The organism is Aeromonas sp. 25-248 (genome assembly GCF_053005425.1).
On record NZ_JBRKTB010000009.1, the window covers coordinates 2,501 to 28,184 of the forward strand.

Annotated in this window: 25 protein-coding genes (1 of these 25 only partly in view); 10 read left to right on the top strand and 15 right to left on the bottom strand. The window is 60.6% G+C overall.

The genetic code is table 11. The features are described from left to right. Positions 1–2,494, top strand: partial view of an RNA polymerase-associated protein RapA gene (gene rapA, locus ACVDHI_RS13525; RefSeq protein ID WP_447212170.1) — the 3' portion only. The gene continues 374 nt to the left of window position 1, outside the view; the window shows 2,494 of its 2,868 coding nt (coding positions 375–2,868); the start codon falls outside the window, past its left edge; the stop codon is at positions 2,492–2,494. A 112-nt stretch (positions 2,495–2,606) separates the two neighbouring features. Beyond that, positions 2,607–3,263: a bifunctional tRNA pseudouridine(32) synthase/23S rRNA pseudouridine(746) synthase RluA gene (gene rluA / locus ACVDHI_RS13530; RefSeq protein ID WP_042014863.1), complete on the top strand. Its 657-nt coding sequence runs from the start codon at positions 2,607–2,609 to the stop codon at positions 3,261–3,263. A 64-nt stretch (positions 3,264–3,327) separates the two neighbouring features. On the opposite strand, the gene ACVDHI_RS13535 is transcribed toward rluA, so the two are convergent. From ACVDHI_RS13535 to ACVDHI_RS13555, 5 genes are all read right to left on the bottom strand, one after another. Beyond that, complete coding sequence (locus tag ACVDHI_RS13535) at positions 3,328–3,516, bottom strand: hypothetical protein (protein WP_010673139.1); 189 nt, start codon at positions 3,514–3,516, stop codon at positions 3,328–3,330. Between the two features lie 58 nt (positions 3,517–3,574). Further along, on the bottom strand, positions 3,575–5,506 hold the full coding sequence (locus tag ACVDHI_RS13540; RefSeq protein ID WP_029313817.1) for a putative bifunctional diguanylate cyclase/phosphodiesterase: 1,932 nt from the start codon (positions 5,504–5,506) through the stop codon (positions 3,575–3,577). 25 nt (positions 5,507–5,531) lie between these two features. Then, positions 5,532–6,029 (bottom strand): molybdopterin-binding oxidoreductase, encoded by a 498-nt coding sequence (locus ACVDHI_RS13545; protein ID WP_029313815.1) that lies wholly within the window; start codon positions 6,027–6,029, stop codon positions 5,532–5,534. A gap of 94 nt (positions 6,030–6,123) precedes the next feature. After that, the gene (gene groL / locus ACVDHI_RS13550; RefSeq protein ID WP_010673136.1) at positions 6,124–7,758 is read right to left on the bottom strand and encodes a chaperonin GroEL; all 1,635 of its coding nucleotides are present in this window, start codon (positions 7,756–7,758) and stop codon (positions 6,124–6,126) included. Positions 7,759–7,801: 43 nt separating this feature from the next. Next, positions 7,802–8,095: a co-chaperone GroES gene (locus tag ACVDHI_RS13555; RefSeq protein WP_005309514.1), complete on the bottom strand. Its 294-nt coding sequence runs from the start codon at positions 8,093–8,095 to the stop codon at positions 7,802–7,804. Between the two features lie 242 nt (positions 8,096–8,337). On the opposite strand from ACVDHI_RS13555, the gene ACVDHI_RS13560 reads away from it, so the two are divergent. Continuing rightward, positions 8,338–9,672: an MATE family efflux transporter gene (locus ACVDHI_RS13560; RefSeq protein ID WP_447212191.1), complete on the top strand. Its 1,335-nt coding sequence runs from the start codon at positions 8,338–8,340 to the stop codon at positions 9,670–9,672. 22 nt (positions 9,673–9,694) lie between these two features. Here the strand turns inward: ACVDHI_RS13560 and ACVDHI_RS13565 are convergent, their stop codons facing one another. Continuing rightward, positions 9,695–10,174 carry an FxsA family protein gene (locus tag ACVDHI_RS13565; protein ID WP_039040009.1) on the bottom strand — a complete coding sequence of 160 codons (480 nt, stop codon included), beginning with the start codon at positions 10,172–10,174 and terminating at the stop codon, positions 9,695–9,697. Positions 10,175–10,623: 449 nt separating this feature from the next. Between ACVDHI_RS13565 and aspA the strand changes: the two genes are divergently transcribed. Beyond that, entirely contained in the window at positions 10,624–12,066 is a 1,443-nt protein-coding gene (gene aspA, locus ACVDHI_RS13570) for an aspartate ammonia-lyase (RefSeq protein WP_041210979.1), read from the top strand. Between the two features lie 130 nt (positions 12,067–12,196). Next, positions 12,197–13,516, top strand: coding sequence for an anaerobic C4-dicarboxylate transporter (locus ACVDHI_RS13575; RefSeq protein WP_010673132.1), 1,320 nt, complete (start codon positions 12,197–12,199; stop codon positions 13,514–13,516). A 118-nt stretch (positions 13,517–13,634) separates the two neighbouring features. Here ACVDHI_RS13575 and gshA read toward each other — a convergent pair whose 3' ends face one another. From gshA to ACVDHI_RS13595, 4 genes are read right to left on the bottom strand one after another with little or no spacing between them, the layout of a single operon-like run. Further along, positions 13,635–15,233, bottom strand: a complete 1,599-nt coding sequence (gshA, locus tag ACVDHI_RS13580) for a glutamate--cysteine ligase (RefSeq protein WP_447212171.1) — start codon at positions 15,231–15,233, stop codon at positions 13,635–13,637. Positions 15,234–15,291: 58 nt separating this feature from the next. After that, entirely contained in the window at positions 15,292–18,105 is a 2,814-nt protein-coding gene (locus ACVDHI_RS13585) for a M16 family metallopeptidase (RefSeq protein WP_223956233.1), read from the bottom strand. Positions 18,106–18,130: 25 nt separating this feature from the next. Then, complete coding sequence (locus ACVDHI_RS13590; protein WP_029313803.1) at positions 18,131–18,568, bottom strand: YqaA family protein; 438 nt, start codon at positions 18,566–18,568, stop codon at positions 18,131–18,133. After that, positions 18,565–19,539 carry an NADP-dependent oxidoreductase gene (locus tag ACVDHI_RS13595; protein ID WP_447212172.1) on the bottom strand — a complete coding sequence of 325 codons (975 nt, stop codon included), beginning with the start codon at positions 19,537–19,539 and terminating at the stop codon, positions 18,565–18,567. The genes ACVDHI_RS13590 and ACVDHI_RS13595 overlap by 4 nt, the downstream gene beginning before the upstream one ends. A 56-nt stretch (positions 19,540–19,595) precedes the next feature. Here ACVDHI_RS13595 and ACVDHI_RS13600 point away from each other — a divergent pair, with 56 nt between their 5' ends. After that, the gene (locus ACVDHI_RS13600) at positions 19,596–19,763 is read left to right on the top strand and encodes a hypothetical protein (protein ID WP_005308905.1); all 168 of its coding nucleotides are present in this window, start codon (positions 19,596–19,598) and stop codon (positions 19,761–19,763) included. 29 nt (positions 19,764–19,792) lie between these two features. Continuing rightward, complete coding sequence (gene fos / locus ACVDHI_RS13605) at positions 19,793–20,194, top strand: fosfomycin resistance glutathione transferase (protein WP_171864915.1); 402 nt, start codon at positions 19,793–19,795, stop codon at positions 20,192–20,194. 7 nt (positions 20,195–20,201) lie between these two features. Here the strand turns inward: fos and ACVDHI_RS13610 are convergent, their stop codons facing one another. Next, positions 20,202–21,197, bottom strand: coding sequence for a Preprotein translocase subunit SecY (locus ACVDHI_RS13610; RefSeq protein WP_323928973.1), 996 nt, complete (start codon positions 21,195–21,197; stop codon positions 20,202–20,204). A gap of 246 nt (positions 21,198–21,443) precedes the next feature. Here ACVDHI_RS13610 and ACVDHI_RS13615 point away from each other — a divergent pair, with 246 nt between their 5' ends. Then, entirely contained in the window at positions 21,444–21,722 is a 279-nt protein-coding gene (locus tag ACVDHI_RS13615) for a hypothetical protein (protein ID WP_174217461.1), read from the top strand. A 25-nt stretch (positions 21,723–21,747) separates the two neighbouring features. Further along, entirely contained in the window at positions 21,748–22,092 is a 345-nt protein-coding gene (locus ACVDHI_RS13620; protein WP_323921821.1) for a hypothetical protein, read from the top strand. Positions 22,093–22,158: 66 nt separating this feature from the next. Here ACVDHI_RS13620 and ACVDHI_RS13625 read toward each other — a convergent pair whose 3' ends face one another. From ACVDHI_RS13625 to rpsF, 4 genes are all read right to left on the bottom strand, one after another. Further along, positions 22,159–22,902 carry a ferredoxin--NADP reductase gene (locus ACVDHI_RS13625; protein ID WP_102983752.1) on the bottom strand — a complete coding sequence of 248 codons (744 nt, stop codon included), beginning with the start codon at positions 22,900–22,902 and terminating at the stop codon, positions 22,159–22,161. Between the two features lie 101 nt (positions 22,903–23,003). Then, entirely contained in the window at positions 23,004–23,450 is a 447-nt protein-coding gene (gene rplI / locus ACVDHI_RS13630; RefSeq protein ID WP_010673120.1) for a 50S ribosomal protein L9, read from the bottom strand. Between the two features lie 52 nt (positions 23,451–23,502). Further along, the gene (rpsR, locus tag ACVDHI_RS13635; protein WP_005313392.1) at positions 23,503–23,733 is read right to left on the bottom strand and encodes a 30S ribosomal protein S18; all 231 of its coding nucleotides are present in this window, start codon (positions 23,731–23,733) and stop codon (positions 23,503–23,505) included. Positions 23,734–23,765: 32 nt separating this feature from the next. Continuing rightward, positions 23,766–24,152: a 30S ribosomal protein S6 gene (rpsF, locus tag ACVDHI_RS13640; RefSeq protein WP_005331771.1), complete on the bottom strand. Its 387-nt coding sequence runs from the start codon at positions 24,150–24,152 to the stop codon at positions 23,766–23,768. A 236-nt stretch (positions 24,153–24,388) separates the two neighbouring features. Here rpsF and ACVDHI_RS13645 point away from each other — a divergent pair, with 236 nt between their 5' ends. Further along, positions 24,389–25,612, top strand: coding sequence for an Nramp family divalent metal transporter (locus ACVDHI_RS13645; protein ID WP_042014875.1), 1,224 nt, complete (start codon positions 24,389–24,391; stop codon positions 25,610–25,612). The last annotated feature ends 72 nt before the right edge of the window (positions 25,613–25,684 follow it).

Consider the following 25,684-nt stretch of genomic DNA (forward strand, 5'->3'; position numbering starts at 1 on the left):
TACCCTGCGCTACGAAGCGCTGGTCAACCAGCACCAGCGTCGCCGCAACCCGACTCGCGGCCTGGCTGGCGGGAAAGTCAGTCTGATCCCGCACCAGCTCTACATCGCCCATGAAGTGGGTCACCGCTACGCCCCGCGCGTATTGCTGGCAGACGAGGTGGGTCTGGGCAAGACCATCGAAGCAGGCATGATCATTCACCAGCAGTTGCTCTCCGGCCGCGCCCATCGGGTGCTGATCCTGCTGCCCGAAACGCTCCAGCACCAGTGGCTGGTCGAGATGCTGCGCCGTTTCAACCTGCACTTCTCCCTGTTTGACGAGGAGCGCTGCATCGAGGCGTTCGCCGATGCGGAGAACCCCTTCGAGACCGAACAGCTGGTGATCTGCAGCCTCGACTTCCTGCGCAAGAAGCGTCGTCGCTTCGAACAAGTGCTGGAAGCCGAGTGGGATCTGCTGGTTGTCGACGAAGCGCACCATCTGGAGTGGAGTGAGGAGGCCCCCAGCCGCGCCTACGAAATGGTGGAAGCGCTGGCCGAACAAGTACCGGGCGTGCTGCTGCTGACCGCGACCCCGGATCAGCTGGGCCACCAGAGCCACTTTGCCCGTCTGCGTCTGCTCGACCCGGAGCGTTTCTACGACTACGACGCCTTCCTCGCCGAGGAGCAAGCCTACGGTCAGGTCGCCGGCGCAGCGCAAGAGCTGCTGGATGGCGAGCCCCTGAGCAATGAAGCTAAAAGAATCCTTGCCAGCCAGCTGGAAGGGCTGGACTTAAGCGATGCAACTGCCCGTCAGCAGGCTGTCGCCAAGCTGCTGGACCAACACGGCACCGGCCGGGTGCTGTTCCGCAACAGCCGCGCCAATATTCAGGGCTTCCCCGAGCGTCACCTCAACGTCTACCCCATGCCGCTGCCGGAACAGTACAAGACCGCCATCAAGGTGATGGGCATGATGGGTGGCAATGGCGGCGATCTGCAGACTCGCGCCCTGCGCTACCTCTATCCCGAGAAGATCTTCCAGCAATTCGAAAGCGACAACGCTACCTGGACTCAGTTCGACCCACGCGTCGAATGGTTGCTTGAACTGCTGCTCTCAGCCCGTCAGCAGAAGGTGCTGGTGATCTGCTCCGAAGCAGCCACCGCCATCGCCCTGGAAGAGGCGCTGCGCACCCGTGAAGGGATCCGTGGTGCCGTGTTCCACGAAGGAATGTCGATCCTTGAGCGAGACAAGGCCTCCGCCTATTTTGCCCAGCAAGAGGGTGGCGCCCAGGTGCTGCTCTGCTCCGAGATCGGCTCAGAAGGCCGCAACTTCCAGTTTGCCAGCCATCTGGTGCTGTTCGATCTGCCTCTCAACCCGGATCTGCTGGAGCAGCGTATCGGCCGCCTGGATCGTATCGGTCAGCAGAATACCGTCGAGATCCACGTTCCCTATCTGGAAGGGACTGCCCAGCGCGCCCTGCAGCTTTGGTATCACGATGGTCTGGACGCGTTCGAGCAGACCTGCCCGACTGCCCGACCGGTATTTGAAGCGGTGCGTGACGAGCTGTTCGAGCTGCTGGCCGCCAACACCGGCGATCAGGCAGCCCTCGACGCCCTGCTGGCCAAGACCCGCGAACTGCACGAGCCGCTCAAGGCACGGCTGGAGCAGGGCCGCGATCGCCTGCTGGAGATCCACTCCAGCGGTGGAGCCGCCGCCCAGCAGCTGGTCGACAAGCTGGCCGCCGAAGATGACGACACCGGCATGATCTCCTTCGCCCTCAAGATGTTCGACGAGATCGGCGTCAACCAGGATGATCGCGGTGAAAATGCGCTGGTGCTGACCCCCGGGGATCACATGCTGGTTTCCAGCTTCCCGGGCCTGCCACAAGACGGCATGACCATCACCTTCGATCGCAACACGGCCCTGTCGCGGGATGACATGGCGCTGCTCTCCTGGGATCACCCCATGATGCGCGGCGGTATCGACCTGATCCTGGGCTCCGAGATCGGTGCCACCTCGGTCGCACTGCTCAAGAACAAGGCACTGCCCATCGGCTCCATCCTGCTTGAGCTGATCTTTGTCGCCGAGTCTGCAGCCCATCCCCAGCTCTATCGCTTCATGCCGCCAACGCCGATCCGTCTGCTGATGGACAAGAACGGCCAGAATCTGGGCGAGAAAGTGGCATTCGATGCCTTCAACCGCCAGCTGACTCCGGTCAATCGCCACCTCGGCAGCAAGCTGGTCACCGCGTCCCAACCGGTGATCCACGGCCTGATTGGCAAGGGCCAGGCCATTGCCGAAGAGCTGAAAGCCGGGATTGTCGACAAGGCCCGCGCCCAGATGGCGCAGACCCTGCAGCAGGATCTGGACAGGCTGGAAGCGCTCAAGGCGGTCAACCCGAACGTGCGCGACAGCGAACTGGATTATCTGCGCAATCTGCAGGCAGAATTGCACCACCTGATCGACCAGACCCAGCTCAAGCTGGATGCCATCCGCTTTATTGTGGTTACCCATAACTGATAAAACGGTGAAATGGCCAAACCCAACGCGAGTTGGCTGCCATGCACTTTTATCGTGGTAATCCATAACTAATGGGGGCTTGCCCCCACTTTGACCAAAGATGCGAGACGCTATGTTTGTATACTCACCGCCCCTGGAACCCTGGCTCGATATCCTGTTCAAGGACAAGGACATCATGGTGGTCAACAAGCCCACTGGCCTGCTGAGCGTCCCCGGACGCGGCCCCGAGAATGAAGACAGCGTGCTCCATCGGGTCAAGCAGCAGCACCCCAAAGCGGCGGCTGCCCATCGCCTCGACATGGCGACCACCGGCGTGCTGGTGATCCCGCTCACCCCCAACTCCCACCGGGAGCTGAGCCGGCAATTCCGAGAGCGTGAGACCGAGAAGCACTACCTCGCCTGGGTGTGGGGTGAACCGGTGCTGGATGCGGGTGAAGTGGATCTGCCGCTCTGCGTCGACTGGCCCAACCGGCCGAAGCAGAAGGTGGATTTTGAGGAGGGGCGTCATGCCCTCACCCTGTGGCAGAAACTGAAGGTGGAGAACGGCAACAGCCTGATCAAGCTGACCCCGATTACCGGTCGCTCCCATCAGTTGCGGGTACACATGCTGGAGCTGGGTCACCCCATCCTCGGCGACAACCTCTACGCCAACCCGGATGCGCTGACGGCTGCACCGCACCTTTATCTTCATGCGGCCAGCCTGACCATCAGCCACCCCAGAAGCGGCGAGCGGATGACTTTCGAGGCACCGGCCCCTTTCCCGGTCTGAGCCTGACAGGTAACAACCCAATAAAAAGAAAGCCCCCATCGAGAGATGGGGGCTTTTTTATCGCTCAGACGCGGATATCGATCTTGCTTCCGAGGGAAGCGCTGGCCGATGTCGGCGCAGCCGGAGCGGATTGCGCTGCTGTTTCCAGCAGTTTCAGTGCGGATTCGCCTTCCTGGGTCTGCTGCTTTTTGGCCAGGCTGGCCACCATCAGTGCAGAACCGAACGACGCATTTGCAGAACTAGAAATATCCATTGTGTACCTCCTGCCAAGAGACTATCGGCCGGGCCCGGTGAGACATGAGCCATATCGTTCAACGCAGATATGCCTTGTCCGGCGAGCGCCGGGCCAACCAGCGCTCTTCCATCTCCAGCAATGTCTGATAGGCCTTTTCGGCATGCTCCGGGCGACTGAACAGATATCCCTGCCCATACAGATGTATGTCGGTCAATGAACGCAGCACATCGAGCTGCCCCTGAGTCTCGATCCCTTCACATACCAGTTTCTTGCCAAGCATGGAGCCCATACGGCAGATGTTGGCGACCAGTTCGGCCGCCTCGATAGAGGTGTCGATACCCTGGATGAAGGACCTGTCTATCTTCACCTTGCTCACCGGCAGCTTCTGCAGATAGCTGAGGGAGGAGTAGCCGGTGCCGAAGTCGTCAAGGGCCAGATGCACACCCTGCTGGCTGAGATCCTGCATCAACTGCAGCGAGTTCTTGACCTCGCGCATGGTGGTGTCTTCCGTCACCTCCAGCACCAGGCTGGACGCGGGAATATGGTGCTCCATCAGCGCTCTGGCCACCAACTTCAACAGGTTGCGCTGGTACATGCCCGGGGAGATGTTCACGCACATCTGCAAGTCCACCAAACCCAGGTGCTGCCACTGATGAAGTTGCTCACATGCGGTATTCAATACCCAGCCACCCAGTTTCTCAGCCAGCTGAAACTCTTCCGCCACCTGGATCACCTCGTTGGGCGGGATAAAGCCAAGCTCGGGATGGCGCCAGCGCAGCAGCGCCTCCACGGCTTCACAGCGGCCACTTTCCAGATTGACGATGGGCTGGTAATAGAGCTCGAGCGCATTGTGCTCCAGTGCCATCACCATGTCGGACGCAAGATGCTTGCGCCTGGCCGTCTCGTTGAGCAGGGAACTGTCATAGATGACATAGGGAACATGGGTCTTGCGGCTGTGAGAGAGGGCCTGCTCCGCCCGGCTGAGCAACTCCTGGGTCTGGTTGCTGTCGGTCGGGAAGAAGGCGATACCGATACCGACCTCAAGCCGGAAAGGGTAGTTGTCGATGATGATGTCTTGCTTGATCGAGTGGAGTACTCTGGCCACGAGCTCCCTGACCTGGCGAAGATCGCTCCCCTCCCGTTGCAGCATGGCAAGCTGATCTCCCCCCAAACGCGCCACCCACTCCCCGTTTTCGCACAGGGCGCGCAGCCGCTTTGCCACCTCTTGCAGCAGGAGGTCCCCTGTGTTGTAGCCAAACTTGCTGTTGATATCGCGAAAGTCGTTGATGTCGACCAGCACCAGTCCGAAGGAGGTATCACGGGTGACATAGGCATCCATCTTTTCCAGCAGCGCCAGCCGGTTGGCGAGCCCGGTGAGGGGATCGATCCTAGCGGTCCTGAAATGGCGCCTGGCTTCTCGCACCAGCAGGCCGCTGAGCAGAATGACGGACACCACCAGCCCCGACACCATGAACAGCAGGGCATTGCGCAACTGGCCAAAACGCGCGTCGTTGCCCGTATAGACGTTGATGTTGTTCTGCATGACGGAAGCAAGAGAGTAAGAGAGGGGTTCCTGCAAGGGCGCCAGTGTCATCATGACTTGCTGGTAATCCGGCGTCCCCGGTTTGAGCCTGACCAAATCAGGCTCCAGCTTGCGGATACTGCTTTCGGTCAGTTTCACCAGCCGCAGCGTCTTTGGATTGTCCGCGAGGCTTTTTCTCAATTGGCCGCTCAGGAGGATGGGAGTACGACTCCAGAGAATGTCATAGCGGAGCAGCAGGGCTTCCTGGTCTATGCCGCCATAGTGGTAAATCTCGACGGCATTGAGAAAGCGGCCCAGCTCGAGCTGCAACTGCATCAATGCCCAGGAGACGTCATAGGTGTACTTCTCCATCACCCGGGTCGCATTTTGTATCTGCACCAGGCAATAGAGGGTGCTACCCGTGAACAACAGAATGGATAGATAAAGAACGCCGAGTAAGGGCCAGGCCCTGGTCTTCGCTTTCACCCAGTACTCCCGTAAACCACCGTTTTTACTGCTGAATGTCGATCGCACTCAGTTGCCAGATCATCATGTCGGTGAACTCGGAACGCCTGAGTTCGGGATGCTGATCCAGTGGCAGGATAAACCAGAGCGGCCCCTTGTCACGTACCCGCATGGTCATCCCGTCATCCTGCCAGGCCAGAATAGGATCGTATTGCTTGACCTTATCCCAGTTGATCCGGATCTGGAAACTGTTCAGGGCGGTGAGCGTGATGCTCTTGCCGTTGGCCTTCACCTCCGTCAGCACGTCCGCCAGTTTCGGCCCTACGTATTTGTGCGGTTTGTCCACCCAGGGATTGCTCGTCACCACCTCATGCTGCGGCAGCGCCTGGATCATGGCCATATCGAACAGCACCTCTCCATCTGCCGGGTCGGCAGGGTCCAGATTCCCCGTCACCTTGAGAATGACCGGCCCCTGCGGTGTCGCCTGCGCCATGCCCGGCAAGGCCAGGGAAAGGAGTAACGGGAGAAGCCCTAAGTATCGCATGTTCACCTCAGATCATTTCACTATCAACAACTTCAGCTTAGTAGCACTAAAAAAAACGGCCCGCAAAAGCGAGCCGTTTGATGACTTGACGGGATTACATCATACCCATACCGCCCATGCCACCCATATCAGGCATGGCAGGTGCATCTTTCTTCGGCAGCTCGGAGATCATGCACTCTGTGGTGATCATCAGGCCAGCGACGGACGAGGCGAACTGCAGAGCAGAACGGGTTACCTTGGTCGGATCCAGGATACCCATGGCCAGCATGTCGCCGTACTGTTCGGTGTAGGCGTTGTAACCGTAGTTGCCTTCACCGTTCTTCACGGCATTGGCGATGACGGAGGCTTCTTCGCCGGCGTTGATGACGATTTGACGCAGCGGGGCTTCCATGGCGCGCAGGGCAACCTTGATGCCGACGTTCTGGTCTTCGTTGTCACCACGCAGGGAGGCCAGCTTGGCAGCAACGCGCACCAGCGCTACACCACCACCGGCAACAACGCCTTCTTCCACGGCTGCGCGAGTGGCGTGCAGGGCATCGTCAACACGGGCTTTCTTCTCTTTCATTTCAACTTCAGTGGCAGCACCCACCTTGATCACGGCAACACCGCCGGCCAGCTTGGCCACGCGCTCTTGCAGCTTCTCACGGTCGTAATCGGAAGAGGTCTCTTCGATCTGCTGACGGATCTGGGCCACGCGGCTTTCGATCAGGGCGGCATCACCCACACCATCGATGATGGTGGTGTTCTCTTTGGTGATGACGATACGCTTGGCACGGCCCAGATCTTCCAAGGTCGCTTTTTCCAGCTCCATACCCACTTCTTCGGAGATCACGGTACCACCGGTCAGGATGGCGATATCCTGCAGCATGGCCTTGCGGCGATCACCGAAGCCCGGCGCCTTGACGGCGGCCACTTTCACGATGCCACGCATGGTGTTGACCACCAGGGTCGCCAGCGCTTCGCCTTCCACGTCTTCGGCCACGATGATCAGCGGTTTGCCCGCCTTGGCCACACCTTCCAGCACCGGCAGCATTTCGCGGATGTTGGAGACTTTCTTGTCCACCAGCAGGATGAAGGGGTCATCCAGCTCGACGGAGCCGGTTTCCGGCTTGTTCACGAAGTAAGGGGAGAGGTAGCCGCGGTCGAACTGCATGCCTTCTACCACCGCCAGCTCGTCGTCCAGGCCCTGACCGTCTTCCACGGTGATGACGCCGTCACGGCCGACCTTGTCCATGGCTTCGGCAATCAGCTTGCCGACCTTCTCGTCGGAGTTGGCGGAGATGGTGCCTACCTGGGCAATGGCATTGTTGTCGGCACAGGGAGTGGACAGTGCTTGCAGCTCGGCAACGGCAGCCACAACGGCCTTGTCGATACCACGCTTCAGATCCATGGGATTCATGCCGGCGGCAACGGCCTTCAGGCCTTCGTTGACGATGGCTTGAGCCAGTACGGTGGCAGTGGTGGTACCGTCACCGGCGGCGTCATTGGCCTTGGAAGCGACTTCCTTGACCATCTGGGCACCCATGTTCTGGAACTTGTCTTCCAGCTCGATTTCACGGGCAACGGAGACGCCATCCTTGGTGATGGTCGGGGCGCCGAAGGACTTGTCCAGTACCACGTTGCGGCCTTTCGGGCCCAGGGTCACCTTGACGGCATCGGCCAGGATGTTGACGCCTTCCAGCATTTTGATGCGAGCTTCGTTGCCAAACTTAACTTCTTTAGCTGCCATGTTCTTCAATCCTTAAATCAATTCGGGAAAAGAGGGAGGGTGATTACTCTTCGACAATCGCCAGGATGTCGGTTTCGGACAGGATCAGTACGTCCTGGCCATCCAGCTTTTCGGTCTTCACGCCGTAGCCTTCGTTGAAGATCACCTTGTCACCCACCTTGACGGCCAGTGCTTTGACATCCCCATTGTCCAGAATTCGACCAGTCCCCACGGCAAGAACTTCACCACGGGTGGACTTCTGGGCCGCAGTGCCAGTCAAGACGATGCCGCCAGCGGATTTGGCTTCAGCTTCGATGCGCTTGATGATGACGCGGTCGTGCAGTGGACGAATTTTCATCGATAACTCTCCCAAAATGAGTCTCTGTGTTGCTTGAGGAATGGCCGCAATCGGCCAAATTTGTCATGCCCCTGATCTGGGGCAACAGGGCTAGCCCTTCAAGGGCAAATACAAAAAAAATATTTTCACGTACTATGAACACCTTCGATGGATCACCCATCCCCAATCAGGAAGGCGGATGGAGACGGCCAACATTCAGGCCCAAAGCACCTAGAGACTCTGCCTTGAGCCGACCCAATCCCATGCTGACCGCTCCCATGACGCCCATGCTGCTGCGCATGACGGGCCCCATGATCCTGGGCATCATCGCCATCCTGGCCTTCAACCTGGTCGATACCTTCTTCATCGGCATGCTGGGTACCCAGGCGCTGGCCGCCATCAGTTTTACCTTCCCGGTCACCTTTGTCGTCACCTCCCTGACCATGGGGCTGGGAGCGGGCCTGTGCGCCCTGCTCGGTCATGCCCTGGGGCAGGGTCGCCATGACGAGGCAGCCCGCATCACCACAGACTGCCTGTTCCTTGCCGTCATCCTGGTGAGTCTGCTCGCCGGGCTGGGGGCAATGACCATTACCCCTCTGTTCACCCTGCTGGGGGCCAGCGCCGAGCTCATCTCCCTCATCCACGACTACATGCTCATCTGGTATCTGACCGTCCCCATGCTGGTCGTGCCCATGGTCGGCAATGCGGCCATCCGGACCACGGGGGATACCAAGACCCCCAGTCTGGTGATGGGGGTCGCCGGTCTGGTCAACGGCGTGCTGGATCCTCTGCTCATCTTCGGGCCGGGCCCCTTCCCCGAGTGGGGCATTCGGGGAGCCGCCATCGCCACTTCCCTTTCCTGGCTGATGGCCATGCTGGTCAGCCTCCATCTGCTGCGCAGGCGGGAGACGCTGCTGACCTGGCGCCTCTCTCCCCGCCCTCAGCTGCTGGCCCATTGGCGCGCCCTGCTCCATGTGGCGGTGCCCGCATCGTTTACCAACATGCTCAACCCACTGGCCAACGCCGTGTTGATGATCATTTTCGCCGGGCTCGGAACCGAGGTGGTCGCCGCCTACGGCGCGGCATCCCGGGTCGAGGCCTTGCTGCTCATCGTGATGATGGCGCTCTCTTCCGTGCTGGCCCCCTTCATCTCGCAGAACTGCGGCGCCGGGAATCCGGCCCGAGCCAAGGCCGCCCTGCTGCTCTGCATGCGCTTTGCCCTGCTGTTCCAGCTTGGGGTCTACGTGCTGACCTGGCTTCTCGCCCCCTTCATCGCCGATCTGTTCAGCGATCATCCGCAAGTGGTGCGACTCATCGTGCTCTATCTGCATCTGGTCCCCATCGGCTACGGCTTTCAGGGCATGGTGATGCTGCTGGCATCGGCGCTCAACGGCGTCAGGGCATCGGCGGTGTCACTGCTGATAAACGGCATCAGGCTGTTTGTCTTCTTGCTGCCAGGGGCCTGGCTGGGGGCAAAACTGGGGGGAGAACAGGGGATCTATCTGGGGATGCTGCTGGCGAACCTGGCCGCCGGATTGCTGGCTTGGGGGTATGCCCGCCACAGATTCGAGCGGCTGTGCCATCAGGGGAAACCCTGACTGCACAGCTCGGGGCTCGCGATTACTCTTTGCGTTCGAACTCCCCTTCGATGGTATTGCCACCCCCTCGCGGGGATTGTCCGGGTCTGTCATCGCCCGGGCCTGGTTCAAACGGCTGCTGGCGAGCCTGGAAACCCCCCATCTGCATCCTGAACTGATTGCTGCCAATCAGCTTGTCGGCCAGCATGTTGCGCAGCCAGGGCTGCAGCAGCAGGATGCCGACAATATCGCTCACAAATCCCGGGATAATCAGCAGCAAGCCCGCCAGCGCCAGCATCATGCCACCCATCACCTCGCGGCCGGGCATCTCCCCCAGCTGCATCTTCTGCTGGGCAGTGAGCAGGGTCTTGATCCCCTCGCTGCGCACCAGCGACGATCCCAGCACGGCGGTCAGCACCAGCAAGCCAACGGTCGGCAAGGCCCCGATCACGGAGCCCACCTTGATCATGACGGTGAGCTCCAGCAATACCAGCCCGACCAACAACAGTAACAACTTGCCCATAGCAACCTCGGAGCGATGAATGAATGGACCCGGGGTGTCCGGTCGGCAGCCGCACATCGCTGATGCTGGCGCGCCGGGTTCAGGTCTTCTGACATTAAAATGGGGTTGCTTGATCATTTTTCAAGCCTCTCCTGCCGCAGGCCCCGGAATACGGATAAATATTTGTCCGCCCAACTGGGATTGAGGTGGTTGTTCTGTCAAAGTTAATCGCCCGATTGCAATATCTGTTTAATGACCACAAGAAATTTGAGGTTGCCTCAAATTTAGTGATCCAGGTCTAATACCGGATACCTCAATTGGGGTAACATCAACACCAGTCATTGCACAGGGAGCAACTGGCTCCCAACTGCCCCACCCGATGTGTGGTGCTTCAGGATGAAATGTGCGTAGGGAAATCGCGACCACTCGGTGAGGATCGTTTCCATTTATTTGATTTCTGAGGCATAACAATGAGCGACATCAAGAACGTCCGCATTGAAGAAGACCTGCTGGGCACCAAAGAAGTTTCCAACGACCTCTACTACGGCGTGCACACCCTGCGCGCTGTTGAAAACTTCAAGATCAGCACTCAGAAGATTTCTGACGTTCCCGAGTTTGTTCGTGGCATGGTCCTGACCAAGAAGGCGGCTGCACTGGCCAACGGTGAACTGGGCACCATCCGTCCCGAGATCGCAGACAAGATTGTCGAAGCCTGCGACCTGATGCTGAACACCGGCAAGTGCTTCGATCAGTTCCCGGTCGATGTCTATCAGGGCGGCGCCGGTACCTCCGTCAACATGAACACCAACGAAGTGCTGGCCAACATCGCCCTCGAGCTGATGGGACTTGAAAAGGGTCGCTACGACGTCATCAACCCCAACGATCACGTCAACAAGTGCCAGTCCACCAACGATGCCTACCCCACCGGTTTCCGCGTGGCCGTGGTCAACAGCACCGACACCACCCTGCACGCTCTGGAAGCCCTCATCGCCGCCTTCGATGCCAAGGCCAAGGAATTCAAACATATCCTGAAAATGGGCCGTACCCAGTTGCAGGACGCCGTGCCCATGACCCTGGGTCAGGAGTTCCACGCCTTCGCCGTCACCCTGCGTGAAGAGATCAAATCCATCAAGCGTTGCCAGGAGCTGCTGCTGGAAGTGAACCTGGGCGCCACCGCCATCGGTACCGGTCTGAACACTCCGCCCGAGTACTCCGGTCTTGCCATCAAGCGTCTGGCCGAGATCACCGGTCGTGCCTACGTGCCGGCAGAGGACCTCATCGAAGCGACCTCCGACTGCGGCGCCTATGTGATGCTGCACGGTGCGGTCAAGCGTCTGGCCATGAAGCTCTCCAAGATCTGTAATGACTTGCGTCTGCTCTCCTCCGGCCCGCGCACCGCGCTCAAAGAGATCAACCTGCCGGAAATGCAGGCTGGCTCCTCCATCATGCCGGCCAAGGTCAACCCGGTCATTCCGGAAGTGGTCAACCAGTCCTGCTTCAAGGTATTCGGCAACGACGTCACCATCACCTTCGCCGCCGAGGCCGGTCAGCTGCAGCTGAACGTCATGGAGCCGGTGATCGGTCAGGCCATGTTCGAATCCCTGAGCCTGATGGAAAAAGCCTGCATCTCCCTGCGCGAGAAGTGCGTGGAAGGCATCACCGCCAACCCGGACATCTGCATGAACCACGTGCTGAACTCCATCGGCATCGTGACCTACCTGAACCCCTTCATCGGTCACCATGAAGGCGACATCGTCGGCAAGATCTGTGCCCAAACCGGCAAGAACGTCCGCGAAGTCGTGCTGGAACGCGGCCTGCTGACCGCCGAACAGCTGGACGAGATCCTCTCCATCGAGAACCTGATGAACCCGCAATACAAAGCCAAGCGTTACACCCGCGAAGCCACCGTATAAGCGAGCAGATGGGCCGGGGTTATCCCGGCCCATTTAAAGTCAATTCCCGAGCGGTCTCTCCACAGCCCCATCGGGAATTGGCTTTTCAGCCTAATAAAACCTAAAAAAACTGGAAAATGGAGTGTTCGCTATGATTGGAATCGAGTTACTTGTCGTGCTCGCCGCTATCTATCTGGGGGCCCGGATAGGCAGCATAGGTATCGGCTTTGCCGGTGGTCTGGGGGTACTGGTACTGACCTGGGGGCTGGGCATGCCCATCCCGAGCGATCAGCTGGTGACCTATCTCCCGTGGGACGTGATCATGATCATCGCGTCCGTCATCTGCGCCATCGCTTGTATGCAGCTGGCTGGCGGGATGGATTATCTGGTGCACCTGGCCGAGAAGGCCCTGCGCAAGAATCCCAAGCACATCACCTTCGCCGCGCCGGTCGTCACCTACCTGATGACCATGCTGGCCGGTACCGGTCACACCGCCTTCTCCACCCTGCCGGTGATCGCCGAAGTGGCCAAGGAGCAGGGCATTCGCCCCTCCCGTCCGCTCTCCATCGCGGTCGTTGCCTCCCAGATTGCCATCACCGCCTCCCCCATCTCGGCGGCCGTGGTCGCCTTCTCCGGCATGCTGGAGCCGCTTGGCGTCGACTACCTGACCCTGCTGGCCATCTGCATCCCGTCCAGCTTCATCGCCTGTCTGCTGGGGGCCTTCATCGCCAACCTGCTGGGCAAGCCGCTGGATCAGGACGAAGTCTATCTGGAGCGCAAAGCCAAGGGACTCATCAAGCTGCGCGGTACCAGTCAGGTTGAGATCAAGCCTTATGCCAAGCTCTCCGTCGGCATCTTCGTCGCCTCCATCGTGGCCGTGATGGCCTATGCCACCGCCATCTCCGGCAACGTGGGCCTCATCAGCAATCCGCCGATCCCCCGTGATGGCGCCATCATGGGCATCATGCTCTCCGCCGCCACCCTGATGGTACTGTTCTGCAAACTGGACGCGGCCCAGATCACCAACATGCCGACCTTCAAGTCCGGTATGTCCGCCTGTATCTGCGTGCTGGGCGTGGCCTGGCTGGGCAACGTCTTCGTGAAGGGCAACATGGTCGAGATCCAGGCGTTCGCCGGCGATCTGCTGAGCCAATACAGCTGGTTGCTGGCCGTGGTGCTGTTCTTCTCCTCCATGCTGCTCTACTCACAAGGTGCCACCACCAAGGCCCTGATGCCTGCCGCCCTGGCACTGGGTGTCAGCCCGCTGGCGGCCATCGCCTCCTTCGCCGCCGTGAGCGCCCTGTTCGTGCTGCCGACCTACCCGACCCTGCTGGCCGCGGTCGAGATGGACGACACCGGCTCCACCCGCATCGGCAAGGCCGTGTTCAACCACCCCTTCTTCATCCCGGGTGTGGCCACCATCGCCATGGCAGTGGCGCTCGGCTTCTTCTTCGGTGGTCTCATCCTCTGACCGATGAACCACCCCATGCAAAACGGCCCGAACGGGCCGTTTTTTTATGCCAGGCCACCGCCGGGCTCCCATGAAAAAGCCGCTCCCGGGAGCGGCTTTCGTCATCTTGGCGGCATCCTCAGACCGTGGTCTGGCGGGTACCGAAATAGTCAGCCAGGAAGTCGTCGAACGACAGACTGTCACTGCGTTCCCGCTCCCGCTGCTTGGCCAGGGAGTCCCGCGCCTCGCCGGCAAAGTAGGCCTCGTCCCAGTACTGCAGCTCGCCGGCCAGCATCTCTTCCCGGTAGCGGGTCGCCAGCGCATCGCCGAAGCAGCCGTTGTCCTGTCCGCTTGAAAGCAACTGCTTGAGCAGGCGGGCGGAGTAGGTCTGCTCGGGGTCGAGCAGCTTCTCACGGTGCATCGCCAGCGTCTCGCGATAGCGGTTGCGACCACAGCAGCGGTCCAGCAGCGCAGCGACCTCGGCCAGCTCGTCGAACAGCTTGAGGCCGTACTCCTTGAGGCCGATGGCATTGCCCTGCTCATCTTCAAGCGTCAGGCCGGGGCGACGCCCCTCCAGCACCACCTTGTTCTGGTTGCGGCGGTTGCGGGCAACCTCGTCATCCGAGAGCACGGGGGACGGGCGCAACAGGCACCAGACCAGGAAGAGATCGAAGAAGCGGATCTGATCCACCTCGATACCGAACGGGGTGAAAGGATTGACGTCCACCGTGCGCAGCTCGATGTATTCGATGCCGCGCTGCTCCAGCGCATCCGAGGGCTTCTCGCCGCTGCGGGGGGTGCGCTTGGGGCGGATCGGCGCGTAGAGCTCGTTCTCCAGCTGCAGCACGTTGTCGTTGAGCTGGCGGTACTCGCCGTTCACCTTGATCCCTATCCTGGCGAAGTCGGGATCATGGGTATTGATGGCCCGGCGCAGGCTGCTCACATAGGAGGGCAGGCTGTCATGACTGATCTTGAGCCCCGCCTGGGCGCTGTTGGTGTAACCGAGATCGGACAGGCGCAGAGCCGTGGCATAGGGCAGGTAAAGGGTGCCCTTGCCGGTCTTCTGGAACGGCAGGCTGCTCTTGCGCCCCTTGAGGAAGGAGTCGCAGATGGCAGGAGACGCGCCGAACAGATAGGGCACCAGCCAGCCGAAGCGGTAGACGTTGCGAATCAGCCCCATGTACTTGTCGGAGATGAAGCGCTGGCTGCAGCAGCCCTCTCCCACCAGATCCTGCCACTCGCACCAGAAGCTGTCCGGCATGGAGAAGTTGAAGTGCACCCCGGCGATCACCTGCATCAGGCTGCCGTAGCGGTTCTTCAGCCCCTGGCGATAGAGGGTCTTCATCCGCCCGATGTTGGAGCTGCCGTACTGGGCCAGGCGGATCCTCTCCTCGTCACCGACGAAGCAGGGCATGGAGAGGGGCCAGATCCGCTCCTCTCCCAGATGATGAATGGTGTGGCGGTGAATGTCGCCGAGCTGCTCGATCAGGCTCTCGATGGAGTCGGTGGCCGGCGTGATGAACTCCAGCAGGCTCTCGGAGTAATCGGTGGTGATGTTGGCATGGGTCAGGGCCGACCCCAGGCTTCTGGGGTGATCGGTCTGGGCCAGGGTCCCTTCGGGGGTGATGCGCAGACATTCGCGCTCGATCCCGCGCCGGATCCCCTTGAGGGCGGTCACCCGTTCCGGGGTGCCCAGCGCAGCCAGCAACTCGGTGAGCGACAAGCTAGTAGTAGTCATATTCACGGCTCATGTGTGGCCGCCCCACCCGGGGCGGCACTTATTGTTGCGACGCCCCTCAGGGCAGTTGCAGTGGATAGATGGGAAGATGAAGCTCGCTCAGGGGTTTTTCAAGCTTTTGCTTGTCTCCCACCACCACAATCACCATCTCGGCCGGATCCAGCCAGCGGGCTGCACTGGCCTTAAGAGTCTCGGGTGACACCGTTTTGATCAGGTTGTTCTGGGCCTGCACATAGTCCGGCTTCAGGTCGTACATGATCATCTGCAGCAGGAAGCCAGCCTTCTGCCCCAGGGTCTCGTAGGAGAGCGCATCCTGCTGGGAGACGGCGCTGCGCATGTAGGCCAGCTCCACCGGGGTCGGCCCGCTCTTGCGGTAGCCGTCCATCTCCTTGAGGAACTGGCGGATGGCATCCACGGTCGCATCGGTGCGCACATTGGCGCCGGTCGCGAAGACCCCCGCCTCGCGGTTGGCCTGGAAGCCCGAGCTGGCACCATAGGTGTAGCCCTTGTCTTCCCGCAGGTTGAGGTTGATGCGGCTGTTGAAGTTGCCACCTAGGTTGAAGTTCATCAGGTTGGCGATGAAATAGTCTCCCGTGGTGTCAAACGGCATGGCGCGGCGACCGATGCGGATCACCGACTGGGGGGCCCCCGGCTTGTCCACCAGATAGATGCCTGGCTTGGCCTGCTCTCCCCCTGGCTTGAGATCCCCCAGGGTCGGGGCGGCCCCCTGCCACTGGGTCAGGAAGGCGAGACCGGATTCCACCTGCTGGGCAGTCACATCACCTGTCACCACCACCTTGGCATTGGTCGGATTGTAATAGGCCTCATAGAAGCGCTTCACATCCGCCAGGGTCAGCTTCTCCACGTCCGCCAGCACCCCGTCAGAGGGTTGGCCGAGGCGGTTCTGCTTGCCATAGACCAGTTCGCGGAACGCCTGACCCGCCAGCCACTCGGGTTGCTGCTCGCTCTGTTTCATGCCTTGCAGCATCTGGGTCTTGAGCCGCTCGAAGTCCGCTTCCCGCAGGCCGGGTTGCAGCAGCACTTCCCGCACCAGCGCCAGGGTTTCGGGCAGCTTGTCCGCCAGACTGCTGATGGTGATGAGGTTGTTGTACTGGGCGCTGGAGACGCTGATGCTGGCGCCGAGTTTTTGCAGCTCGTCGCTCAGCTCGGCCTCGGAGAGGCGCGTCGTCCCCTGCTCCAGCATGGCGGCAGTGAGGCTGGCCAGCCCCAGCTCTCCCTTGCCTTCGGCCCGGATGCCACCCGGCAGGGCGATCATGATGGAGACGGCCGGGATCTCGTCGCTGTGGGTGCCGATGATCTCGATCCCCTTGTCGAGCTTGCCACGCCAGATGGCGGGCACCTTGACGCTCACCGCATCGGCCGCCTTGGGCTGCACGCTGCGATCGAAGTCATCTTTCACCGGTCGCTCGGCCAGCACCTTGTCATGCTTGCTGTAATCCGGCAGCTCACGCTTGGCGGGAGTGAAGTTCGGGGTCGCGGCCTGCCAGTCGCTCTTGCCCTTGGGCACCACGCTCAGCACCACGGCAGGCTTGTTCTGGATGAACTTGTCGTAGGCAGCCTTGACATCAGACCCCTTGACCCGGGCGATGGCATCCAGATTCTTGAACACATAGTCGGGATCCCGGGCCAACACCTGCCCCATGGCAAGCTGGCTTACCTTGCCCTCGATGCTGTCGAGTCCCCAGATGGCGGACGCGCGATAGCTGCTGATGGCCTTCTCCAGATCCGCGGGCTTGATGCCGCGCTGGGCAAACTCGCCGATCACCTTGTCCACCTCGCTCTTGAGGGTCTTGAGGCTGCCATCCGCCGCCGGATTGGGGTAGGCATAGACCGTCAGGGTGCAGGCCAGCTCTTCGCAGGAGTGGGAGGCGCCCGCCTCGATGGCCTTGCCGGTTTTCACCAGGGACTGGTAGAGCATGGAGCTGGCAGAGCCCCCCAGCACATCGGCAAAGATGTCCAGCGCCGGCTCCTGCGGGTCACCCAGGGAGACGGTCGGGTAGCTGATATACAGGAGCGGCAGATGCACCTTGTCTTCCAGCGTCACGTAGCGGGTTGCCGGCAGGGTGGCAGGCTGAGGCGTCGGTTCGGCCACGTCCGGACCGCGCGGGATGGAACCGAAGTACTGCTCAATCCAGGCCAGCGCCTGCTTGGTATCAAAGTCGCCGCCCAGGGTCAGGGTCGCGTTGTTGGGACCATACCAGCGCAGGAAGAACTGCTTGAGGTCGTTGACGTCGACCCGGTCGAGATCCTCCACATAACCGATGGGTTGCCAGGAGTAGGGGTGGGTACGCGGATAGAGTGCCTCCCCCACCCGCTCGCCCACCAGGCCATAAGGCTGGTTGTCGATGCGCTGGGCCCGTTCGTTCTTGACGGTGGCGCGCTGGATCTCGAACTTCTTCTGGCTCACCGCATCGAGCAGGAAACCCATGCGGTCCGCCTCCAGCCAGAGCACCTTCTCCAGCTGATTGGCCGGCACGGTTTCGTAGTAGTTGGTGCGGTCCTTGTTGGTGGTGCCGTTCATGTCACCGCCCGCCTCGTTGATGATCCGCATGTGTTCCTGATCACCAACGTGCTTGGAGCCCTGGAACATCATGTGCTCGAAGAAGTGGGCAAAGCCCGACTTGCCCACGGTTTCCCGGGAGGAGCCGACGTGATAGGTGACGTCCAGATGCACCAGGGGATCGGAGTGGTCGGGGGCAAGGATCACGGTCAAACCGTTGTCCAGCTTGTACATCTGATAGGGAATGCCGAGCTTGCCCTCCTGCTTGACCTGCTCGGACACCAGGGTCGGGGCCGCCAGCACGGGAAGGGAGAAGCCCAGCAGCATGCTTAATGGAATGAGTTTGTTCACGGGTACCTCGTGAGTGACAAAAGGGCTAGAAGATCTGACTGGCCAGCAGAAACACCAGGGCATAACGAAGCAATTTGCCGAGCCCGATCAAGATGAGGGAGCGCCAGAAGGAGAGGCGCAGCCAACCAGCCAGCAGACAGAGACCATCGCCGACCACAGGCGTCCAGGCAAGCAGCAGACACCAGTGGCCATGACGTTTGAGCCAACCAAGGGCTTTTTGTTCCCCACGGCCTTGAAAATCTTCCGGTTTTTTCTTGTGGGTGGCGAGCCAGCCGAGCCACCAGGTGGTCATGGAACCCAGGGTATTGCCCAGCGTCGCCCAGAAAAGCAGGCTGGTCATGCTCCACTCCCCCTTGACCGCCATGGCCCCCAGCAGCACTTCCGAGCTGCCGGGCAACAGGGTGGCGGAGGTGAAGGCGCTCAGAAACAGCCCTCCCAGCCCCATCCCGGTGAAGTCTATCATCCGGGCTGACCGTCTGCGGCGGACATGCGCAGCAACAGCTTGCCGCGCACATGGCCCTGCTCGATGGCCTGATGGGCCAGCGCCCCTTCTGCCAGCGTGTATTCACCGGAGACGGTGATCTTCACTTCCCCCTGGCGAAGCAGCGTCAGCATCTGGGTCAGCTGCGTTCGATCGGGATGGACCAGCATGCCGACAACCTCGACGCCGAGCTCGGCCCCCGCGTCCTTGATCTGCTGGGCCGTGATGGTGGGGACCGTCACCAGACGGCCGCCCGGCTTGACGCAGGCCAGCGCCGCCTTGCCGCTCTCGCCCCCCACCAGATCCAGCACCAGATCGAACGGACCATCGGTGATCGCTTCGGTGCACCACCCGGCCTGGTGGTAATCCACCATCCGGCTCGCCCCGAGACTATGAAGGAAGCTGTGATTGTCGCCGCTTGCCGTGGCAACCACGTGGGCACCATAGGCGGCGGCAAACTGCACCGCCAGATGGCCGACGCCACCGGCACCGGCCAGGATCAGTACCCGTTGCCCCGACTGCAGGCCACCGTGCTCCAGCAGCCCCTGCCAGGCGGTGAGACCCGCCAGCGGCAGGGCCGCTCCCTGCCTGAGGCTCACCCCATCGAGCTTGACCAGCTCCTCCTCGCGGGCCACCACGGATTCGGCATATGCACCGGCGGCGAGGGGGAAACCCACCATGCCGCACACCAGTTCCCCCTCAGCCAGAGAGGTCACGCCGGGCCCCACCTTTTCCACCACACCGGCCACGTCATAGCCCGGCGTCCAGGGCAGGTTGTCCTTGTTCTGGGCCGCCGCCCAGCCGAGACCGACCCGGGTCTTGGCATCGATGGGGTTGACCCCCGCAAAGCAGATGCGCACCCGGACCTCTCCCTCCGCGGGCACCTTGTCCAGGGAAGGGTTGAGCCTGAGTACCGAGGGGTCGCCGAATGCGGTAATCTGTAGCTGCGTCATTGCACAATCCATCCTGTTGATTGATCAAGGGTCAACAGAATAACAGCGAGGACACCATGGCTCGAATGTTTCTTATTCCTCTGTTGCTGGCCCTGGGGTGGTGGGCGTTTCTGCTCTACTTCCGCATTCCGCTCAAACAGGGGGCCAAGGGCTTTTACTGGATCATCGGCATCGGCGGCGGGCTTGCCGCCTTCCTCAGCCTGATGATGGTGCTCACTCACTAGGGTTCGGGGACAAGGGGGAAGAAGAGAAGATGCTGCATGGACTGAACCATCTCACGCTGGCAACCGGCGATCTCGACAGCAGCGTTGCCTTTTATGTCGACTTGCTGGGATGTCGCCCCAGGGTGAGATGGGCACGGGGAGCCTATCTCACCCTCGGCGATCTCTGGCTCTGTCTCTCCTGCGATCCTCCCCAACCGGCCAGAGATTACAGCCATGTCGCGTTTGGCATCTCGCCTGAACAGTTTTCAGCCTTCTGCGCCCGTCTGCGCGCGGCGGGCGTCGTGGAGTGGAAGAAGAACAGCAGCGAAGGGGATTCACTCTATCTGCTGGATCCCGACGGGCACCGACTGGAAATCCATGCAGGCAACCTGGATAGCCGCCTCGCCTCCCTCAGACAGCAACCCTATGAGGGTCTTATCTGGTTCGACTGAGCCGGATTCACCCCTGCTCGGCACGAAGATGGTAGTGACGATTGCTGCCCTGCCCCAGCACGCCCTGCGCCAGCAGATGCTGGAACACCCGGTCCACCTCCTCCAGAGACAGTGACAATGCCTCTGCCACCTTGCGTTTGCTGCATTTGAGCTCGCCGCTCTCCAGCGCGCCGCGCACCTGGGCGACCACGGCTGGCTCGGGCACGGGTCTGCTGATGGCTGGCGGCTCCGGGGTCGGCACTGCGACCCGGGCCTCGGCTTGCGCCTTCTCCCGTTGCCACATCCATTGACGGCGGAAGCGGTTCTCCTCACCGATCAGGCTGACGAAAAAGGCACCAAATGCATCGAGCAGGATAGACAGGAAGCAGACCAGCAGGAACTGCACCTGGGCGATGCTCATGCCCACCCCGTCCGCCAGACTGCTCATCAGCCCCAGCATGGAGGACTGCTCCCCCAGCGGCTTGGCGTCCCGCTCCTGGCGCAGCTCGTCCTGACGCAGCCTGAGCTTGGTGTTGGCCTGCTGCAGACCGCTGACGCCGCTCGAGATACGCGCCATCTCGATGTATTTGCGGGCCGCCTCTTCGTTGAGCTGGATCTGCCGCTCTATGCTGGCTATCTGCTCGTCGAAACGGGCTATCTCCCGCTCGTGACGCGCCTGCTGGCTCAGAATGGTGTTGGTGGCGCTGTTGATGCCGCCGATACTGCCCCCGATGGAGATGGCGGCCAGCACGCTGTAGAACAGCAGCGACCAGAAGGCGCCGCCCAGATCCCGCCTCGCCTTGCACTCGCCGTACTCGTACCAGACGTAGAACTTGCCCAGCTCGAAGATGATGGCCAGCCCGCCGAACAGCCACTTCATCAGGGGGTTTTCGTCGATGGAGAGAAACAGCAGCAGGGAGAAGACGATGGAAGCCAGAATGGCCAGCCCGGTAAAACTGTAGACTGTCGTGAGGGCGAACCATCCCTTGGGGTAACGCAATGCGGCGCAAGCCTGTGTAGTCATGATGAAACGGGAAACATCTGCAGGAAAAGTTGGCTGCCGATTATAGTCGCCACTCCCCCGGAGAGAAGGGCAAATCCCCGAATTCCCGCCCATGGACGATCAGCTGCCCAGAGTGCGACCAAAACGTGCAAATCGGCAGCAGAAAAACACTACAATCGACCCCGTACCTGAAGGACATCTGCGGTTATGCTCGGGTTAAGCCCGCCGCATTACACTCATTTCCACCGAACACGACTCGAGGACATCATGAACAGAACGACGGCTTTGTTGCTCTCTCTTTTTCTGATCACCGGTAGCGCACTGGCACAGGACGAAGGGAGCCAGACCTTCTCCGTGGATGCGCTGACCTTCAATCTGGACTGGAATGACACGCAGTTTGACTGGTCCCAGAGCAACTGCTTCGATCTCGGGAGCGGTGACACGGCCGCCGCCGACTGCAAGAGGACCAACCTCAATCTGGAGGACGAGACGCAGCGCAACCAGCCCCCCAGCACCAACCAGATCAGCACGCAACCGGATCAATGATCCCCCTGACAGGAGCCTTGATGCGATGACCCACATGACCATGACTTCCTGCGGCGCACTGCTGCTCTCCCTGCTTCTGGTTCAGGGAATGGCCTTTGCTGCCCCCCCTTCCAAACACGATGACGACATCCGGATCTCCACCGACCAGGGCCGGGTAAGCCTGGATTGGGACGACAAGGAGTACGAGTGGTGGCAACACAACTGCCTGGATGTCAGCACCCGGACCAGCCGCATCCAGCTCAACTGCGACAACATGGATGGCAAATACCGCGACCATTACAACCGCAGCATTCACAGTGGCAACAACCCAGGTCAGGGCCATGACAAGCCCAGGAACAAGCACGGCGGCAACGGCCACCAGAAACACTGACCAGCATGCCCATGGACATGGACATGGACATAGTTGAGGGGCCTGTGGCTCCTGGAGTCATCTCCCTTACCAGTAGTTTTCCATGCTGATATTGCCGGGGGCGCGACGCAGGTTCTTGGCAAGCCCCAGCCCGAGCAGGGTCTGCTGAGTCTCTTTCACCATGGCGGGGTTGCCGCAGATCATCACCTGGCTCAACTCGGGGGAGAAGTTCAGCCCCACCCTCGCCTGCAAGCTGCCATCGACGATGGCTGCCGGGATGCGCCCTGCCATCGCCCCCGGCCAGGTCTCACGACTGACGAAGGGAACATAGCGAAAACGCTCGCCATGCTGCTCGGCAAAACGGGCGATAAGCGGCTGATAGCTGAGCTCTTCCCCTTTTCTCACCCCGTGTACCAGCACCAGATGCTCGAAGCGGTCGAAGACCTGTCCCTCAGCCAGCATGGCGAGGAAGGGGCCGATGGCGGTGCCGGTTGAGAGCAGCCAGAGGTCCCGTCCCGGGGGAATCTCATCCAGGGTCAGAAAACCGGTGGCCTGGGACTGCACCAGCAGGCTGTCGCCCACCTGCAGGGAACCGAGAGAGGGACTCAGCTCACCGCCGGGGATCTCCACCAGATAGAATTCGTGATAGGGCGTGCCGGGAGGATTGACGAAGGAATAGGCACGCTGGACTCGACGCTCGCCCTGCTCCAGGGCCAGCTTGGTGAATTGACCCGCCTTGTAGGGGGCAAGTTCCGCCTCCACACGCAGGGAGAGCAGGGTGGGTGTCCACTCGATGCGCTCGATGACCCGACCTTCGACCCAGGCAGCCATAAAGGTTCTCCTCCAGAGGAACAGACCTTCACTTTACCCCTTGATCTGAAAATAAAAAACCCGCGCATGTGCGCGGGTTTTTCTGCAAGAGCGGAACGCTATTACAGAGCAACAACCTGGATTTGTACGGTTGCTTTGACGTCAGCGTGCAGCTGAACAACAACTTCGTACTCACCGGTATTACGCAGAACGTTGCCCATGCGGACTTCGCTCTTGGCAACGGCTACGCCGGCAGCAGTGATGGCTTCAGCCACGTCACGGGTACCGATAGAACCGAACAGCTTGCCTTCGTCGCCAGACTTGGAGGCGATGACAACGGCAGCCAGCTCACCCAGCTTGGCAGCGCGCTCTTCGGCAGCAGCCTTGTTGGCAGCCAGTTTGGCTTCCAGCTCAGCGCGACGAGCACCGAAGGCTTCGATGTTGGCCTTGGTGGCCATAACAGCTTTGCCTTGCGGGATCAGGTAGTTACGGGCATAACCAGCTTTTACGGAAACTTGGTCACCCAGACCGCCCAGTTTGGCGATCTTATCGAGCAGGATAACTTGCATTACCTTTCCTCTATAAATTTCGTTGAGTTAGGCGTAAGCGCCGGGCCGATTCTTACTTGTTGTGCAGATCGGTGTACGGCAGCAGAGCCAGGTAACGAGCACGCTTGATGGCGCGTGCCAGCTGACGCTGATACTTGGCGCGGGTACCGGTGATACGGCTCGGTACGATCTTGCCAGATTCAGTGACGTAGTTTTTCAGAGTAACGATATCTTTGTAGTCGATCTCGGTAACGTTCTCGGCGGTGAAGCGGCAGAACTTACGACGACGGAAATAACGTGCCATGGCCTTTATCCTCTAATGCGGTGATCTAAGAATTACTCTTCGGAAGACGCTTCAACAGCATCTTCGCGACGCTCGTCGTCACGACGGGTGAAGCGCTCTTCCTTGGCCTTGGCCATCGGAGAAACTTCAGTCACGGCGTGCTTGGTGCGCATGATCATGTTGCGGATAACGGCATCGTTGAAGCGGAAGTTGGTTTCCAGCTCATCGATAACGGCCTGTTCAGCTTCTACGTTCATCAGAACGTAGTGAGCCTTGTGCAGCTTGTCGATCGGGTAAGCCAGTTGACGACGGCCCCAATCTTCCAGGCGATGAATGGTACCACCAGCGGTGGTGATAGCGCCGGTGTAACGCTCGATCATGCCAGGTACTTGCTCGCTCTGGTCCGGATGAACCATGAAGACGATTTCGTAATGACGCATTTTAGCTCCTTACGGATTAATTCAGCCTCCGCCCAGGTGCAGCCAGACCTCGGAGGCAAGGAACATAGTGATGTTTAGACGCTGCTTTCTAGGGCGGCGTATTGTACGAAATCACCTCTCCCACTGCAACTGGCGAAGCAAGATGTTTTTCTCGATGAGCCCGATACAAAACTTTAATTGATAACAATTATCATTTAGATCCATACTCTCCTCATATCCCCACGGAGGATGACAGTATGCAACCTGCGCTCACCACGGCCATCCCGGCCCGCAAATTCAAGCTGACCCTGCTCGGCCCCGCCTTCATCGCCGCCATCGGTTATATCGACCCGGGCAATTTTGCGACCAATATCCAGGCCGGCTCCACCTTCGGCTATCAACTGCTGTGGGTAGTGGTGTGGGCCAACCTCATGGCCATGCTGGTGCAGACCCTCTCGGCCAAGCTCGGTATCGTCACTGGCAAGAACCTGGCGGAACACATTCGTGATCGTCTGCCCAGGCCCGCAGTCTGGGCCTATTGGGTGCAGGCCGAGATCATCGCCATGGCCACCGATCTCGCCGAGTTCATCGGCGCTGCGGTCGGCTTCAAGCTGCTGCTCGGCATCACCCTGCTGGAAGGGGCCTGCATCACCGCCGTGGTCACCTGGGGGATCCTGATGCTTCAATCCCGCGGCCAGAAGCCGCTGGAGTTCGTGGTGGGGGGCCTGCTGCTGTTCGTGGCCGCCGCCTACATCGTCGAGCTGATCTTCTCGCGCCCCCACCTGCCGAGTCTGCTGGAAGGGGCACTCTTCCCCGGCCTCCCCAATGGTGATGCTGTCTATCTTGCCGCCGGCGTGCTTGGTGCCACCGTGATGCCCCATGTCATCTATCTCCACTCGGCCCTGACCCAGCACACCCAGGAGCAGGGCACGGTGACCCAGCGACTGCACAGCACCCGGGTCGACGTGGCCATCGCCATGACCATCGCCGGCTTCGTCAACCTGGCCATGATGGCCATGGCGGCTGCCGCCTTCCACAGCTCCGGCAACCAGCAGGTGGCCGAGCTGGAATCGGCCTACCAGACCCTCACGCCCCTGCTGGGCCCGGCAGCCGCCACCCTGTTCGGCCTCTCCCTGGTCGCCTCCGGTATCTCCTCCACCGTGGTGGGGACGCTGGCGGGACAAGTGGTGATGCAGGGCTTCGTGCGCTTCACCATTCCGCTCTGGCTGCGCCGAGCCATCACCATGGCCCCCGCCTTCGTGGTGATCGCCATGGGCCTCAACACCACGGAAATTCTGGTGCTGAGCCAGGTAGTGCTGAGCTTCGGCATCGCCCTCGCTCTCATTCCGCTGCTGATCCTGACCGGTGATCGCGCCCTGATGGGGGCACATCGCAATCACCCCGTCACCCAGGCCGTGGGGCGCCTCATCGTCGCCCTGGTGATCGGCCTCAATGCCTATCTGCTGGTCACCACCCTCTAACGCCATCTTGAGGCTCATTGACCCGGGTTGATGAGCCTCTTCGCACTTTCGCGTATGCTGCCCCTTTCCCTT

Excerpts from the sequence above, each read along its gene's own strand:
- rluA (WP_042014863.1), top strand. The coding sequence starts at position 2,607 with ATGTTTGTATACTCACCGCCCCTGGAACCCTGGCTCGATATCCTGTTC.
- ACVDHI_RS13535 (WP_010673139.1), bottom strand. The coding sequence starts at position 3,516 with ATGGATATTTCTAGTTCTGCAAATGCGTCGTTCGGTTCTGCACTGATG.
- ACVDHI_RS13545 (WP_029313815.1), bottom strand. The coding sequence starts at position 6,029 with ATGCGATACTTAGGGCTTCTCCCGTTACTCCTTTCCCTGGCCTTGCCG.
- groL (WP_010673136.1), bottom strand. The coding sequence starts at position 7,758 with ATGGCAGCTAAAGAAGTTAAGTTTGGCAACGAAGCTCGCATCAAAATG.
- ACVDHI_RS13555 (WP_005309514.1), bottom strand. The coding sequence starts at position 8,095 with ATGAAAATTCGTCCACTGCACGACCGCGTCATCATCAAGCGCATCGAA.
- ACVDHI_RS13560 (WP_447212191.1), top strand. The coding sequence starts at position 8,338 with ATGCTGACCGCTCCCATGACGCCCATGCTGCTGCGCATGACGGGCCCC.
- ACVDHI_RS13565 (WP_039040009.1), bottom strand. The coding sequence starts at position 10,174 with ATGGGCAAGTTGTTACTGTTGTTGGTCGGGCTGGTATTGCTGGAGCTC.
- aspA (WP_041210979.1), top strand. The coding sequence starts at position 10,624 with ATGAGCGACATCAAGAACGTCCGCATTGAAGAAGACCTGCTGGGCACC.
- ACVDHI_RS13575 (WP_010673132.1), top strand. The coding sequence starts at position 12,197 with ATGATTGGAATCGAGTTACTTGTCGTGCTCGCCGCTATCTATCTGGGG.
- gshA (WP_447212171.1), bottom strand. The coding sequence starts at position 15,233 with ATGACTACTACTAGCTTGTCGCTCACCGAGTTGCTGGCTGCGCTGGGC.
- ACVDHI_RS13590 (WP_029313803.1), bottom strand. The coding sequence starts at position 18,568 with ATGATAGACTTCACCGGGATGGGGCTGGGAGGGCTGTTTCTGAGCGCC.
- ACVDHI_RS13595 (WP_447212172.1), bottom strand. The coding sequence starts at position 19,539 with ATGACGCAGCTACAGATTACCGCATTCGGCGACCCCTCGGTACTCAGG.
- ACVDHI_RS13600 (WP_005308905.1), top strand. The coding sequence starts at position 19,596 with ATGGCTCGAATGTTTCTTATTCCTCTGTTGCTGGCCCTGGGGTGGTGG.
- fos (WP_171864915.1), top strand. The coding sequence starts at position 19,793 with ATGCTGCATGGACTGAACCATCTCACGCTGGCAACCGGCGATCTCGAC.
- ACVDHI_RS13610 (WP_323928973.1), bottom strand. The coding sequence starts at position 21,197 with ATGACTACACAGGCTTGCGCCGCATTGCGTTACCCCAAGGGATGGTTC.
- ACVDHI_RS13615 (WP_174217461.1), top strand. The coding sequence starts at position 21,444 with ATGAACAGAACGACGGCTTTGTTGCTCTCTCTTTTTCTGATCACCGGT.
- ACVDHI_RS13620 (WP_323921821.1), top strand. The coding sequence starts at position 21,748 with ATGACCCACATGACCATGACTTCCTGCGGCGCACTGCTGCTCTCCCTG.
- ACVDHI_RS13625 (WP_102983752.1), bottom strand. The coding sequence starts at position 22,902 with ATGGCTGCCTGGGTCGAAGGTCGGGTCATCGAGCGCATCGAGTGGACA.
- rplI (WP_010673120.1), bottom strand. The coding sequence starts at position 23,450 with ATGCAAGTTATCCTGCTCGATAAGATCGCCAAACTGGGCGGTCTGGGT.
- rpsR (WP_005313392.1), bottom strand. The coding sequence starts at position 23,733 with ATGGCACGTTATTTCCGTCGTCGTAAGTTCTGCCGCTTCACCGCCGAG.
- rpsF (WP_005331771.1), bottom strand. The coding sequence starts at position 24,152 with ATGCGTCATTACGAAATCGTCTTCATGGTTCATCCGGACCAGAGCGAG.
- ACVDHI_RS13645 (WP_042014875.1), top strand. The coding sequence starts at position 24,389 with ATGCAACCTGCGCTCACCACGGCCATCCCGGCCCGCAAATTCAAGCTG.